Genomic DNA, 14,984 nt, shown 5'->3' with positions numbered 1-14,984 from the left:
CCTAGGGGCGGAGGACCGGTTTTTTTAGATTAGAGGAGGAAAAGACATGCCGTACAATCATCGCGAAATTGAACCAAAATGGCAGGCGCGTTGGGATCAAGACAACGCCTTCGTCACGACAGAAGATCCAGAAAAAGAAGGGTTTTATGCCCTTGATATGTTCCCGTATCCGTCAGGTGCCGGACTCCACGTCGGTCACCCGGAAGGCTACACAGCAACGGATATCCTCGCACGGATGAAACGGATGCAAGGATATAACGTCCTTCACCCGATGGGATGGGATGCGTTCGGGTTACCAGCAGAACAATATGCCCTCGATACAGGGAATGACCCACGTGAATTCACAGCAAAAAACATCGAGACGTTCAAGCGTCAGCTGAAAGAACTTGGATTCTCCTATGACTGGGATCGTGAAATCAATACGACGGATCCGAAGTACTACAAATGGACACAGTGGATCTTTACGAAGTTGTATGAAAAAGGACTTGCGTTCGTGGACGAAGTCGCGGTCAACTGGTGCCCAGCGCTTGGAACCGTTCTTGCGAATGAAGAAGTCATCGACGGATTATCTGAACGCGGAAATCATCCGGTCGTGCGTGTCCCGATGCGTCAATGGGTCTTAAAGATCACGGAATATGCAGATCGTCTTCTTGAAGATCTCGATGACCTTGATTGGCCGGATTCTGTCAAAGAAATGCAACGGAACTGGATCGGAAAATCAGAAGGTGCTGAAATCGACTTCACGATTGATGGACACAAAAAACAAGTCACGGTCTTTACGACACGTCCGGACACAATCTTTGGTGCGACGTACCTCGTGCTTGCGCCGGAGCATCCATTCGTAGCTGACATCACGACAGCGGATCACAAGGAAGCCGTCGATACGTACATTTCGCAAGTCCAAACAAAGTCGGATCTCGAGCGGACGGATTTAGCGAAGGAAAAAACAGGCGTCTTCACGGGTGCTTTTGCCGTCAATCCAATCTCAGGTGATCGCCTTCCAATCTGGATCGCTGATTATGTCCTTGCTTCGTATGGAACGGGTGCAATCATGGCTGTTCCAGGACACGATGAGCGTGACCATGAATTCGCGAAACAATTTGACTTGCCAATCGTTGAAGTCGTCGCGGGTGGAAACGTTGATGAAGCAGCCTATACAGGAGAGGGCGAACACGTCAACTCACATATGCTTGATGGTCTTGGAAAACAAGAAGCAATCGAGACGATGATTGCTGAACTCGAAACGAATCAAGTCGGACGTAAGAAAATCACGTATCGTCTCCGGGACTGGTTGTTCAGTCGTCAACGGTATTGGGGTGAACCGATTCCAGTTGTTCACATGGAAGACGGTTCGATGAAGACGCTCAGCCAAGAGGAATTACCGCTTGAACTTCCGATCATTCCGGAAATCAAACCGTCTGGTACAGGCGAATCACCACTTGCGCTTGCGGAAGACTGGTTGGATTATACGGATCCTGAAACAGGAATGAAAGGGCGTCGCGAGACGAATACGATGCCACAATGGGGCGGAAGTTGCTGGTATTATCTTCGTTTCATCGATCCACATAATGAAGAGGCGATCGCGGATCCAGAAAAATTAAAATACTGGCTTCCAGTTGATATTTATATCGGTGGAGCGGAACATGCTGTTCTTCACTTGTTGTATGCGCGCTTCTGGCATAAAGTCTTGTATGATGCAGGCGTCGTACCAACAAAAGAACCATTCCAGAAGTTATACAACCAAGGGATGATTCTTGGAGAGAACAACGAGAAGATGTCGAAATCACGCGGTAACGTCATCAATCCGGATGAAATCGTCAAATCGCATGGTGCGGATACGTTACGCTTGTATGAAATGTTCATGGGACCACTCGATGCATCAGTTGCCTGGTCTGAAAACGGTCTTGACGGTGCGCGTCGTTTCCTCGACCGCGTCTGGCGCTTGTTCGAACGGACAGCAGACATTCAGGACGTCACAGAAGTCGATGCTGACTTCGAACGGACGTACCACCAGACGGTCAAGAAGGTCACAGAAGACTTCGCGAACATCCAGTTCAACACCGGAATTTCGCAACTCATGGTCTTCGTCAACGAAGCAAATAAGCAACCAGTTCTTCCACGTCACTTCCTTCGTGGATTCATTCAATTGTTAACACCAGTCGCACCGCACCTTGGTGAGGAACTCTGGGAACAACTTGGATTTGAAGAGACATTGACGTATGCGGCATGGCCAACATTCGATGAATCGAAACTGGTCAGCGATACGATGGAATTCGTCATTCAAGTGAACGGAAAAGTTCGCTCGAAAATCGAAATCAACATCGATGCGACAAAAGAAGAAATCGAAGCACTTGCCTTCGCTGATGAAAAGACACAAGAATGGATCGGCGACAAAACAGTTCGTAAAGTCATCGTCGTACCGAAAAAATTAATCAATATCGTGGCAAACTAAGCCATAGCCCCTTTCATTCGCTTGACGCGGATGGAAGGGGTTTCTTCATTTCCGTCGCAAGTCCGCTTTTTTTTTGAACGACCTTCTGCTACACTGAATCAGAAACCGAGAAAGAAAGGCGAGTACCATCAATGAAACGATCTTATATAGTCTATACAACGATTTTTGCTGTCGTTTCGGGGTTGATCCTTTGTATACTGCTCGTCTTCTCGAAGCCGGAGACGTTGTCACGTATTCAGGAAACGTTCGCGAAAATCGAGACGCAATCGAAGCATCAGGCAGCCGTTAAACAGGTGCCACCGAAAACGCCTTCAGCTATTCCAAATCCAGAAGAGCCGTTAATCAAAAATGTCCAACAAATGTTATATGATGATTCCATTGGTTCGTACCTCGTCGTCACAGACGATTATCGTTTCTTTGAAATCAGTGGAACCGGAGAACGCATCAATGCATCTTTCCAGTTAGAAGAAGGAAAGTTGTTGCTCGCTGGTCTTGACGGTATGACCCTCGTTGACGGGGAGACCGTCGCGCTATTGACGTCGAATCAGATTCTGGTCACGATTACGCGAAAAGATGGTGTCTGGAGCGAAGAGAAACGTGAAAAAGTACAAGGAACGACGATACGGGACAGTTTCCACGGTCTTGGATATGATACGAAGAAGAAAGAATTCTATACGATTAATCATATTCGAGCACTGGGACGAGTCGAGGTGACCTATTTTGCGATGAAAGAGGATAAGATCAAGATTGATCCTGACGCCTCGGAAAAGAAAAAACGTGCGTTGAAGAAAAAACAGAAACCACCTTATCTGTCAGTCATCAAACGGGAGAAGATCGAAGCGGCGAGTGGGATGCGAAGTGATGCGAAGAAATCGTTCGAGTCTGAGTTCCGACCGATTGGTCTTGCTGAACGACAAGGTCGGATCTACACACTGGATTCAGAAGCCCTCTATCTCTATTCAATCGATCGAAAGGACAAAACGATCACGGGCGAGACAGCCAGTCCGAAAGTATATGGTTCGAAGGGGATTTTCGTGCAAGATAATGAGTTGTTTGCGTTAGTCGTCACGGATAAATTCTCAAGCCGATCGTTTACACCGATCGATTAAATCCTGACACAATAAGACCCGATTCCTCTGCTAAACAGAAGAATCGGGTCTTATTCATATTAAAAGACAGAGTCACGTGCCATCTCTGCAGCGTGACTACCGGCGCAATGACCCGTCACGAATGCAGCGGTGATGTTGTAACCACCTGTATAGCCATGGATATCAAGAATCTCTCCGGCAAAGAATAACCGGTCAGCTTTTTTCGACATCATCGTCTTTGGATCAATCTCTTTGATCGAGACGCCACCACCCGTGACGAAAGCTTTATCAAAGTCGAGCGTTCCTGTTGCTTTCAATGGGAATCGTTTTAATTTTTGCAAGAAGTCCGTCCAGTCCTGTTTCTTGACTTGTGTACAGACTTCATCGCCAAATCCGATTTGAGCAAAGAGAAGTTCAAGCAGACGTTCCGGCACGAAGCCGCGGAGGGCATTGCGCACCGTTTTCTTGGGATTGGCTGCAAGTGCGGCTTGGAAGCGTTCCGTTAACGCACCGAGTGATTCGTCCGGGAAGAGATCGATTGATAGATGGACGATCATCTCCTTCGAACGTTTGCGCTCCTTGATCGTGTACTGGCTACAGCGTAAAGCAATCGGACCGCTTAAACCGAAGTGTGTGAAGAGTAGATCACCCGTATGTGTTTTGATTGCTTTGTCCTTTTTACCGTGGACCGTTAAGGCGACGTCACGCAACGACAGCCCTTGTAATGTTTTTTCGTGAATGAACGTATCCCCTAATAAGATCGGGACTTCGGTCGGGAAGAGCTCCGTGATCGTATGACCCGCTTTTTCAGCCCACGGATAGCCGTCGCCTGTCGAACCGGTATGCGGAACGGATTGTCCGCCAACCGCGACGATACAACTCTTTGCTTCGAGGCGCATGCCGTTCTCTAAGAGGACAGCGGCAAAAGACCCGTCCGGATGGAAGTCGAGCGTAGCGACTTGCGCGTCTGTTTGAATCTCAGCGCCATGCGCGCGAATTTGATCAATCAATACACGAACGACATCTGCGGCTTTATCCGAAACAGGGAACATCCGCCCGTTGTCTTCTTCTTTGAGTGCGACACCAAACCCTTCGAAGAGTTCGATGATCGATTCATTGTTGAATTGAGAGAAGGCGCTGTAAAGAAAACGTCCGTTTCCCGGAATCGACTGGACGAGCTCATCGAGTGGTTTTCGGTTCGTGACGTTACAACGTCCGCCGCCTGAGATTGCAAGCTTCCGACCTAATTTATTTCCTTTATCAAGCAGGAGCGTCCGAGCTCCAGCCTGTAAAGAGGCGAGCGTCGCCATTAAGCCGCTCGGTCCGCCTCCGATTACGATTACATCGTACATATGGTCACCTCATTCATAGAATTCTGCTTGTTTCACTTTAGCAGAAGTTGTGACTGTAAACAAACCGTCTCTTTCAATTCAAGATAGACAGCGGTATAATGATTTGCAATTGTGTACGAGAGAACTTGTATAATGAGACAGTCACGATCAGAGTGTCGAGTATAAAAATTAGAAAGCGTGAGGGATGTTACCATGTCCACAGTCAGTAATAAGCAGTCTACTTCTTCCGGCAATTCAGGGTTCGTTCGTGGAACGATGCTCCTGTCCGGTGCGTCACTGATTTCCCGCGCACTGGGTTTGATTTATCTCTTTCCGTTTCAGTTCATGGTCGGCGCGACGGGCATCATGTTCTATACCTATGCCTACAATTATTATGCGATCATGATTGGACTCGCGACAGCGGGGATTCCTGTCGCCGTCTCGAAATTCGTCGCGAAATACAATGCACTAGGTGAGTACGATACGAGTGAACGATTATATCGGTCTGGTCTGAAAATCATGTCCTTGACCGGGATTGTTTCCTTCCTTGCTTTATTCTTTCTCGCACCGTATTTAGCACACCGGGCCATTCCGGGTGGTGACGTCGATTCAGCAGCATACGTTGATGCTGTCACGATGACGATTCGGGGCGTAAGTTTCGCTTTACTCTTGATTCCACCGATGAGTATGACCCGAGGCTACTTCCAAGGGTATCAATCGATGGGACCAACAGCGATTTCGCAAATCTTGGAACAAATCGTCCGGATCATCTTCTTGCTTGCAGGAGTCAGCATTGCGATTTATTTATTTGATTCAGGTGCAGCATTTGCCGCAACGATTGCAACGTTCAGCGCCTTCATTGGCGCAATCGGTAGTGTCGCGGTTCTGATCTATTATTTCCGCAAACGTGCCAGCGGCTTGCAGGAACTTCGTGCTACTCAAACCGTCCGTTCGCCGGATCGCCCGTTAACGGATTTGTATAAAGAATTATTGACGTATGCGATTCCAATCGTCATGGTCGGTCTTTCGACACCCCTTTATCAAGTCATCGACCAGAATACGATGAATGCCGCCTTACAAAGTATCGGCTACACGCTCGAAGCGGCTGGAAACGCGACTGCCTATCTGATTGCGGATAGTCATAAGATCGTCTTGATTCCGGTATCGGTCGCAACAGGATTGTCGTTGTCGGCAACTCCACTGTTGACAGCTTCCTTCACGCAAGGTGATATGCGGAAAGTACGGGCTCAAATCTCACAGATTTATCAACTTGTTTTCTTCGTGACGATTCCGGCAGTCGTCGGAATGATTCTTTTAAGCGAAGAAACGTTCCATGTGCTCTTCCCGAAAGACCAAGCAGCATGGGTCTATCTGTTAAGCTATGCACCGAGTGCCTTATTCCTTGCCCTGTATTCTGTTACGGCAGCCGTCCTTCAAGGGATTAACCGTCAGTACTTCACGATCATCGCAACACTTGCTGGACTACTTGCGAAGTATCTCTTGAATGCGCCGTTGATTCATTTGACGGGTGATGGAACGGGTGCTGGTTATGCGACGATCATCGGTTATCTCGTTGCGACGGGATTGATGTTCTTCCGGATCACACAAACAGTGAAGTTCCCATTCAGTACCGTCTTGCGCCGGACATCATTGATTCTAATCATTAGTGCTTTGATGGGGGCGGGTGTCGCGCTTGTGAAGTGGGGAATGGTGTCCTTCTTACCAGAGACGACATGGGCATCTCTGTTGATCCTGATCATTGGTGCGGCAGTTGGAATCGTGATTTTCGCTGGACTCTCGGTTTGGAGTGGTTTAGCAGAAGTCGTATTAGGACGGAAAATTTCATTGAAACGAGGACGAGGTCATGCGTCTAGATAAATTAATATCCAACATGGGGGCAGGCTCCCGAAAAGAAGTAAAACTTTTGCTCAAGGCAGGGGCAATTCAAGTCGATGGTGAGATCGTGCGCGATCCGAAACAACATGTCGATGTCGAGACGCAACAGGTTCTGATGTACGGCGAACCGGTCACGTATCAAAAATACATTTACTTGATGATGAATAAACCACCGGGTGTCATTAGTGCGACAGAGGATAAACGAGATGAGACCGTCATCGATCTGTTGTTTGAAGACGTGACGTATTTCAAACCGTTTCCGGTCGGACGACTTGATAAGGATACTGAAGGCTTATTGTTACTGACAAACGATGGAGCGTTCAATCATGCTTTGATGTCTCCGAAGAAACACGTCGAAAAAACGTATTACGCGGAAGTGACAGGTGTATTGACGCAAGAGGACGTCGAGGCAATTGCGGCAGGCGTCACCTTAGAAGACGGTTATCAGGCAAAGCCAGGAAAACTTGTGATCTTATCGACGACAGAAACAGATTCAACGCTTGAATTGACGATCACGGAAGGGAAGTTTCATCAAGTCAAACGGATGATGCTTGCCCTCGGTAAAGAGGTCACATTCTTGAAACGGCGTTCGATTGGTCGCTTGGAGCTTGATCCGACACTTGTACTCGGGGATTATCGTGAACTGACGCCGGATGAATTATCCTTGTTTGATTGGCAACCTGAATAAGCAAAACGAAAGGCGATGGAATAATGTACATTCCATCGCCTTTTATTGTGGAATTCAATTATTGGTTACGTAGTGCTTCTGCGATCGGATAAGGACCGCTGAGTACTTCGAACACACGAGATTGTGTCGGATGATCAATCAAGTGAACGAACAGCGCTGCCACATCGTCACGAGGCACCTTACGATCTTCGTATGAATCAAAATGCTCTTTCGTTTCAACAGTACCTACCGGGTCATCGTAGCTGAGTGGGCCAGGACGGACGATCGTATAATCAAGTCCGCTTTCTTTTAGGTGAGCGTCTGCTGCTGCTTTCGATTCGAGATATACTTTTAGTTCGCCTTTCGGTTCTTCCGTACCGACTGAACTGAGCATTAGGAAACGATTGATCCCGTTGGCTTTTGCTGCATCGATGACTTTAATCGCGCCTTCCTGATCGACGGCACGTGTCAATTCGTCCGATGCGCCACCAGCACCCGCTGCAAAGATAACGACGTCCGCGTTACTGACGACGCCACTGACATCCTTCGTCAAATCCCCAAGTCTGACTTCAGATGCACCGAGTGCAATCAAATCATTGATTTGATTTTCTTCCCGTACGACAGCGATCGCTTGGTGATCTCCTTGTTTAGCGATCAATTCGACCATTTTGCGTCCCGTCGTTCCGTTTGCTCCAATGATTAAAATATTCATTCTTATCATCTCCTTCTCCCAATAGCTATACCCCACGTTTTAAAAAAGATAACAAAAAAAGACGCGAAGAATCGCGTCATCGAAAGATATACATAGTGAAACAGTGGATCAACCCGCTTGCTTTTGTTTCTTACTCGACGTCCATGTACCGCGTCGAGGGCTCACAATGAGATTGTTGTATTCGAGCACGTTCAAATCCCGCTGGACGGTCCTTGAAGTGATGCCAAACTCTTCAACCAACTCTGCTGTCGTAGTAGCTCCGTTCTCTTGGATGTAGAGATAAATCGATTTAATCCGGGTCAACATACGGTCTGTAGAATCTTTCATTGGTATAACCACTCCCCCAATGGATAGAATAGTGTTCTAAAGCTTCGGGTGACAAAAGACAATGCAATATCCAGTTGTTTCGCCTTTAGTATAACGTTTTGATATTAAAATGCAAGTAATTTAACCGAACGTTTTCATAAAAAACATATTCAAATGGTTTGTAAAGTCGATGATTCAGGTTTTATTTAAGATTAATGTTCGTCATTTCAATAAATAAAAAAGAAAACAGAATTTGGATGTTCGTATCTGAACGAATATTCGCTATACTAGGAAGGTGTATAGGAAACGAATCCAAAACCCGTAATGAAGGAGCGAAATCAGATGGTGAATTGGAAAGAGGAAGTACTCGCACGTCGCGAGGACTTATTAGAAGATTTAAAAGAACTATTACGGATTCCGAGTGTACTCGACGAATCGACGATCGAAGAGGGCGCACCGTTTGGTCATGAAGTCAAACGTGCCCTCGATTGGATGCTCGCGACAGGGGAACGCGATGGGTTCACGTCAAAAAATGTCGATGGGTATGCAGGACATTTGGAGTATGGTCAAGGGGAAGAGTTACTCGATATTCTTTGTCACTTAGACGTCGTACCAGCTGGTGGCGATCACTGGACATACGGTCCATTCAACCCGACGCTTGTAGATGGAAAACTGTATGCGCGTGGAGCAATCGATGATAAAGGACCGACGATGGCAGCGTATTATGCCCTGAAAATCGTCAAAGAGCTTGGCTTACCACTCTCGAAGCGCATCCGTCTGATTGCAGGAGGGGATGAGGAGAGTGAATGGCGTTGTGTCAATCATTACTTCAAACATGAAGAGATGCCAACACTCGGTTTTGCACCAGATGCCGACTTCCCGATCATCAATGCGGAAAAAGGACTCTATGATGGGTTATTGATTCAAGGGAAACCAGCGCAAGCCTCGGATACAGGCTACCATCTCGTTCGTTTTGAAGGTGGCGAACGTCCAAACATGGTTCCAGGTCATGCCCAAGCGCTTCTTCGTGTCGTCGAAGTAGGAACGCTTGAAACGGATTTCCATTCTTATCTTGAAGAACAAGGTTTGACGGGAACAGTCAAGCAAGAAACAGAAGGTCTCGTACTTGATGTCAACGGTGTCGCAGCCCATGCGATGGAGCCGGACAACGGTAAAAATGCTGCCTTACATTTGGCGCGTTTCCTCAATACGCTTCACTTGGATTATAACGGTCGTCGTTACATTCAACTCGTGACGCATATGTTCCGGGATTCTCGCGGTGTAGCAATTGGTGTCGCTGCTTCGGATGAAACAGGTGACTTGACGATCAACGGTGGCGTTTTCCGCTATGCTGAAGAACAAGGAACGGCGTCGATTAACATCCGTTACCCGTATACGGCAGACTTCACGGAACGTCTGCAAATCATTAAGGAAGCCGCGGCAGGATATGGTTTTGAATTGCAGACGCGGACGCATATGACACCGCACCATGTCGATCCAAACCATGAATTGATCAAGACGCTAAGTGCCGTTTATGAGCGTCACACGAACCAATCAGCTGATCTGATAGCGATTGGTGGCGGCACATATGCGCGTTCGTTGACGGCGGGAGTTGCTTTTGGTCCAGTCTTCCCGGGTGGTCCTGAAGTTGCCCACCAAGTCGATGAATATGTTGATTTTGATGAACTATTGCTTGCTGTCGCAATCTATGCAGAAGCGATTTATGAGCTCGCAAAATAATGATTGATGATCCCCGCATCGTAAAGATGGGGGGATTGCTTCTTGAAAGGAAGTTCCGTGTGAAAAATCGTCAAACCTATCATTTCCAAGCCTTATATTTCTTTATTTTCTTTGGACAAGGAGCGCTCATTCCGTATCTCGCGCTTTATTTCTCAAACGACGCGTTCGGACTGTCGGCTTCAGAGATTGGAACGATCGTTGCGATTGGACCGATTCTCTCCATTTTCCTACAACCTGTCTGGGGAATCGCGGCGGATCGCCTCGGGAAGCCGAAACGACTCTTACTCGTCGCGATGCTTGCTGCCGGTATTTTTACACTCAGTTACTTACTGACTTCTGCTTATCTACTTTTATTGTTGATTTCTTGCGTCTGGGCGTTGTTCCAGTGCGCGCATATTCCGCTCGTGGATACATTAGCGATCGAGTACACGCGAAAGCGTAAGGTGGATTATGGTGCTTTACGTCTTTTTGGCTCAGCAGGGTTCGCTTTAGCTGTTTTCGTTCTTGGGCAAATCACTGAGGGTGGCGGACTAAATCTGATTTTTTATGCAACTGGCGCAGCGTGGGTTCTTGGATTCCTTGTGCTAATCGGTATTGAAGAGGCAGGCAGCGTCCATGTTTCACATCAGCAACCAGTACCGCTAAAACAGCTCTTCTCGAATCGACGCTTCTTGTTGTTCCTAGCAGGGGGGAGTTTAATCTTCGGACCAATCTTCGCCAACAATTATTACTTTGGCACCTACGTCACGATTCGTGGCGAGACGACGGCACTCGTCGGAACACTATTCTTTGTCGCCGTTCTGTGCGAAATTCCGTTCATGCGCATCGCCTCGCGTCTGTTATTACGATTCGGAGCGATTCCGGTTCTTGTATTCGTCTCCTTGTTGTCGGCTTCGCGGACGGCGATGATTGCTTTAGAACTTCCGATCGTCATGCTATGGGTATTATCTGCGATGCAAGGAATGATCGTTGGTCTGTTGATCCCTGTCGCCTTAGATTATGTCCGATCGCTCGTTCCAGAGACGATGGTCGCAACAGCCGTCAGTACATATATGGCAATGACGACGGGACTCGCGACAGCGTTGTTTAATCTGATGAGTGGTTTTGTACTCGAGGAGAGTACAATCTATACCGTCTTTTGGGTATATACAAGTAGTAGTATCCTAGGCGCGATTCTGTATGGTATTAGTGGTCGTATGAAGGAGTGAACGCGACGATGAGACAAGAACAACACTTTTTCATTGCTTTGCCGATCCCTTCTAAAGATTTGGCAAATCTTGCTGAACGGTTATCGCTACCAGAGTACTTTCGTAATGTCTATACGTTAGAAGAGTACCATCTAACACTTCGTTTTTTCGGTCCATTAGAGGAAAAAGAACAGCAGTCGTGGAAACAGCAGTTACAGCAGATCGCACGTACGATGGAACCCTTCGTGCTGCGATTCGATCGTTTGATTACGTTTGGTCGGGGTGAACGACCACGCGTCGTAGGATTTGGAACAGAATCGAAGGAATTGTTTCAACTAGTGGAACAGATTGATCCGAATTCGACCAGACCATTCGTTCCGCATGTCACGATCGCGAAAAAATGGCGCACAGAGGCAGCCGAATGGAAGACGAGTCCGATCCGATCAGTAGAGTGGACTGTTCGTGAACTCGTTCTATTTGAAGTACGACCAGAGGTTTCACCGCGATATGAGCCGGTTTACCGGATTCATCTAGGTGAAGAGGAATGAGGTGATCCCCATCGCAATTTTGATGAAACTATATGACTTAGATAGTCGATTTGAAAAAAATCCGCTAGAGATGACGAAACGATTCGGTGAACACCAGGCACTTGATTATGCCCATGTCTATCGCAGATGGGAGGCAGGAGAGTTGTTTCCAGGAGAGACGCTCATCCGTCCGAAGAAGTGGTGGCAAGTGATGAAAAAAAGTGAAGTCATTCAACTTCCAGGGAAGCAATTATCTCGAAGAGCGTTTGATAAATGGTACAAAAAACGTCTCGAATTACAAAAACTCTTGAACGTCACTGGCGGAGCAGGGGAGGAGGACATTTGGCGAATTCCATTGAAACGTCATTTAGACTTCTACCAGATGTTGCATCTATTAAATGAACAATATGCGATGTTTTATCGAGCGGTCATCCAATATCAAGTCGGAGAAGTCGAGTTGAGTCCGTTCGTCGTCGGTCCGTCCGCGATCTATATCATGGAATGGCTCGATGGTGACGAAAGTATCTATCATATACGGCGAGATAAGTTATGGCGGGAGCAGCCGTTCAAGGCTTCTGCAAAACAAATTTTGAATCCGAACATCGGTTTAAAGCGGACAGAAGATATTTTACGGGTCGTACTCGGACGAGATTACGTCTTGCCCATTGAACGAGTCATCCTCGCCCCTTCAGGTTATTTTGATCAAATTCCAAAAGAAACGACGACGACTTATGTCAATAAAGTCGATTTTCCGAATTGGGTGCAACGGATGAATGCGAATGCGACACATACAAAGGCATTTCAGATGCGAGTATGTGAAAAGATCCTAAAAGAGACGGTATCGATTCCGTTTCACATGGCGATTCAAAGTGAGGGACAGTCTCGAATCCAAGAGTAAGGGAGGGAGCGACGGCATTGTCGTTGCGAAAGAGATGACGAACCAAGAAGTAGCGATACCAGTGATCCGGGCGGAGTTCTTATCGTTCCAAAGCATCCGGGTCGAGGTCGAAGGCAATCCGTCAATCCACTGGTCGCTTGAATGTGATGGACAATCACTTGCGATCCAGCAAGTCGAGACACACCGTGAGGAACAATTGGTGATTTATGAATTGACGGTTCTGGAACCGGTCGAGCTAGAATGCCGATATGAGGTATTCGGAGCAGGGAGATCGATCCGCGTCGTTCCCGATCGGTTAGTTCGAACGGAAGCATTCGAGCGCAAGTACCGCTACGAAGGGAAACTCGGCGTCTGGGAAGAAGAGGGCGCATTTCACTTTGCTGTTTGGTCACCGGTCGCAGAACGGATCATGTGTGTCGTGTACGATCAAGATGAACGATTGCTCGGAAAGCACGAAATGGAGCGACAAGAGCAAGGTGCCTATCATCTTCACCTGGAACAAGATATCGCAGAGTGCTGGTATCGGTATGAAGTGACGACATACCTTGGCACACAGGAGGTCGTTGATCCGTACGCTAGTGCGATATCGGAGAATGGTCGATACGGCGTCATCGTTGACGTCGAACGGACGATTTCCAAGTGGTTCCCGAAGCGCGTCGCGCGTCCTCTGTTCGTCAAACCGTCAGACGCTGTCATCTACGAAGCGAATATTCGTGATTTCACGATCGATCACTCAGCTGGTTCAAGTCATCCAGGTCAATACGCAGGGATGACGGAACGAGGGACGTGCTCTCCTCGAGGTCATGCGACGGGACTTGATTATCTCCTGGATCTCGGGATCACCCATCTGCAATTGCTACCAGTCCACTTTTTTGAGACGACCGATGAACGAACGCGGTCTCCGTATAACTGGGGATACGACCCAATGCTTTGGTTCGGGTTAGCTGGGAGTTATGCGAGTTCGGTTGAACCACTCGTTCGCGTCAGAGAGTACGCGGAAATGGTAGAGCGGCTCCATGAAGCAGGCATTCGTGTCACATTCGATGTCGTCATGAATCACGTCTTCATTCGAGAACGCTCCTCTCTCGAACAGCTTGTCCCTGGTTATTATTTCCGCTACGAAGTAGACGGGACACTATCGAACGGAACGGGTGTCGGAAATGATACCGCATCCGAGCGATTCATGATGCGCCGCCTCATCGTTGACTGTTTGACGTACTTTGCTCGTGTCTACCGTATTGATGCCTTTCGATTTGATTTGATGGGGATTCATGACATTGAGACGATGAATGATGTTCGTTCGGCGCTCGATGCGATTGATCCAACGATTCTGGTGTATGGAGAAGGATGGGATCTTGCGACAGCGTTACCGGAACGATTAAAGGCGATGAGTGCCTCTGCTGCGCAAATGCCGCGGATCGCCCATTTTAATGATGTGTTCCGTGACGCGTTAAAAGGATCGACGTTCAGTGAGTTCGACCGAGGATTCGTTGCGGGAGATGGCTGGAAGGAAGGGGAGGTCCGAAACGGAATTGCGGGAAGTATCCACATCGACAATCAAACGTACGGACGTTTTCCGGAACCTACTTATTCCATCAATTACGTCGAGGCGCACGATAATCATACGTTATACGATAAATTAAAGTTATCTTGTCCAGGGGCGGATGAACTGCAATTATTGCGAATGAGTCGCCTAGCTCAGACGATTGCCTTGTTTGCGCAAGGGATTCCGTTTCTTCACGCAGGTCAAGAGTTTTTGCGCACAAAACAAGGTGTTGAAAACAGCTATAACGCACCAGACGAGATCAATCGAATGGACTGGGAACGGCGGGATGATCATCTGTCCCTTGTAACCTACATCAAGACGATTTTGCAGATTCGTAGAATGCATGGCGGATTCCGATTGCACCGAGCGAATCAGATTCGCGAGTTGCTTCATTTCATCGACTTACGTCCGGGTGTCATCGCTTATGAACTTGGAGCGGTCCACTCGTATGATGCATGGCAACGCACGCTCATCGTTTACAATACGACGCGCGAAATCGTTGAAGTCGGACTGGATCATTCGCGCTGGAATGTGCATGTACAAGGGGATGAGGCCTCGGTCGACCCGCTTCTAAAAGGTGTCGACAGGATTCAGGTCCTTCCGTTGTCAACGACGATTGCAACGTGTTAAGATA

At 47.8% G+C, this 14,984-nt stretch carries 12 protein-coding genes; 9 read left to right on the top strand and 3 right to left on the bottom strand.

Annotated elements, in window-relative coordinates:
- The first annotated feature begins 46 nt into the window (after nt 1-46).
- Both leuS and P401_RS0110355 read left to right on the top strand, forming a co-directional pair.
- On the top strand, nt 47-2,452 hold the full coding sequence (leuS, locus tag P401_RS0110360; RefSeq protein ID WP_029342384.1) for a leucine--tRNA ligase: 2,406 nt from the start codon (nt 47-49) through the stop codon (nt 2,450-2,452).
- A 131-nt stretch (nt 2,453-2,583) separates the two neighbouring features.
- The gene (locus tag P401_RS0110355; RefSeq protein ID WP_029342383.1) at nt 2,584-3,561 is read left to right on the top strand and encodes a hypothetical protein; all 978 of its coding nucleotides are present in this window, start codon (nt 2,584-2,586) and stop codon (nt 3,559-3,561) included.
- 59 nt (nt 3,562-3,620) lie between these two features.
- On the opposite strand, the gene P401_RS0110350 is transcribed toward P401_RS0110355, so the two are convergent.
- Entirely contained in the window at nt 3,621-4,892 is a 1,272-nt protein-coding gene (locus tag P401_RS0110350) for a BaiN/RdsA family NAD(P)/FAD-dependent oxidoreductase (protein WP_029342382.1), read from the bottom strand.
- Nucleotides 4,893-5,084: 192 nt separating this feature from the next.
- Here P401_RS0110350 and P401_RS0110345 point away from each other — a divergent pair, with 192 nt between their 5' ends.
- Together P401_RS0110345 and P401_RS0110340 are read left to right on the top strand one after the other, a co-directional pair.
- Entirely contained in the window at nt 5,085-6,749 is a 1,665-nt protein-coding gene (locus tag P401_RS0110345; RefSeq protein ID WP_034786079.1) for a putative polysaccharide biosynthesis protein, read from the top strand.
- On the top strand, nt 6,736-7,455 hold the full coding sequence (locus tag P401_RS0110340) for a pseudouridine synthase (RefSeq protein ID WP_029342380.1): 720 nt from the start codon (nt 6,736-6,738) through the stop codon (nt 7,453-7,455). The genes P401_RS0110345 and P401_RS0110340 overlap by 14 nt, the downstream gene beginning before the upstream one ends.
- Nucleotides 7,456-7,513: 58 nt before the next feature.
- Here P401_RS0110340 and P401_RS0110335 read toward each other — a convergent pair whose 3' ends face one another.
- On the bottom strand, nt 7,514-8,146 hold the full coding sequence (locus P401_RS0110335; RefSeq protein ID WP_029342379.1) for an SDR family oxidoreductase: 633 nt from the start codon (nt 8,144-8,146) through the stop codon (nt 7,514-7,516).
- 108 nt (nt 8,147-8,254) lie between these two features.
- Entirely contained in the window at nt 8,255-8,473 is a 219-nt protein-coding gene (locus tag P401_RS0110330) for a DeoR family transcriptional regulator (RefSeq protein ID WP_023469095.1), read from the bottom strand.
- A 321-nt stretch (nt 8,474-8,794) separates the two neighbouring features.
- Here P401_RS0110330 and pepV point away from each other — a divergent pair, with 321 nt between their 5' ends.
- The 5 genes from pepV to pulA are packed head-to-tail and all read left to right on the top strand — an operon-like array spanning nt 8,795 to nt 14,980.
- Nucleotides 8,795-10,192: a dipeptidase PepV gene (pepV, locus tag P401_RS0110325; RefSeq protein WP_029342378.1), complete on the top strand. Its 1,398-nt coding sequence runs from the start codon at nt 8,795-8,797 to the stop codon at nt 10,190-10,192.
- A gap of 59 nt (nt 10,193-10,251) precedes the next feature.
- Complete coding sequence (locus tag P401_RS0110320) at nt 10,252-11,400, top strand: MFS transporter (protein WP_029342377.1); 1,149 nt, start codon at nt 10,252-10,254, stop codon at nt 11,398-11,400.
- Nucleotides 11,401-11,408: 8 nt separating this feature from the next.
- Nucleotides 11,409-11,927: an RNA 2',3'-cyclic phosphodiesterase gene (gene thpR / locus P401_RS0110315; protein ID WP_029342376.1), complete on the top strand. Its 519-nt coding sequence runs from the start codon at nt 11,409-11,411 to the stop codon at nt 11,925-11,927.
- 1 nt (nt 11,928) lies between these two features.
- Nucleotides 11,929-12,804 (top strand): hypothetical protein, encoded by an 876-nt coding sequence (locus tag P401_RS0110310; protein ID WP_231925647.1) that lies wholly within the window; start codon nt 11,929-11,931, stop codon nt 12,802-12,804.
- A 34-nt stretch (nt 12,805-12,838) separates the two neighbouring features.
- Nucleotides 12,839-14,980 (top strand): type I pullulanase, encoded by a 2,142-nt coding sequence (pulA, locus tag P401_RS0110305; RefSeq protein WP_029342374.1) that lies wholly within the window; start codon nt 12,839-12,841, stop codon nt 14,978-14,980.
- The last annotated feature ends 4 nt before the right edge of the window (nt 14,981-14,984 follow it).

The sequence above is a fragment of the Exiguobacterium acetylicum DSM 20416 genome, from assembly GCF_000702605.1.
Classification (GTDB): Bacteria; Bacillota; Bacilli; order Exiguobacteriales; family Exiguobacteriaceae; genus Exiguobacterium_A; species Exiguobacterium_A acetylicum.
Note: the sequence above shows the minus strand (reverse complement) of the source record. Positions and strands in the feature narration are given on the sequence as shown.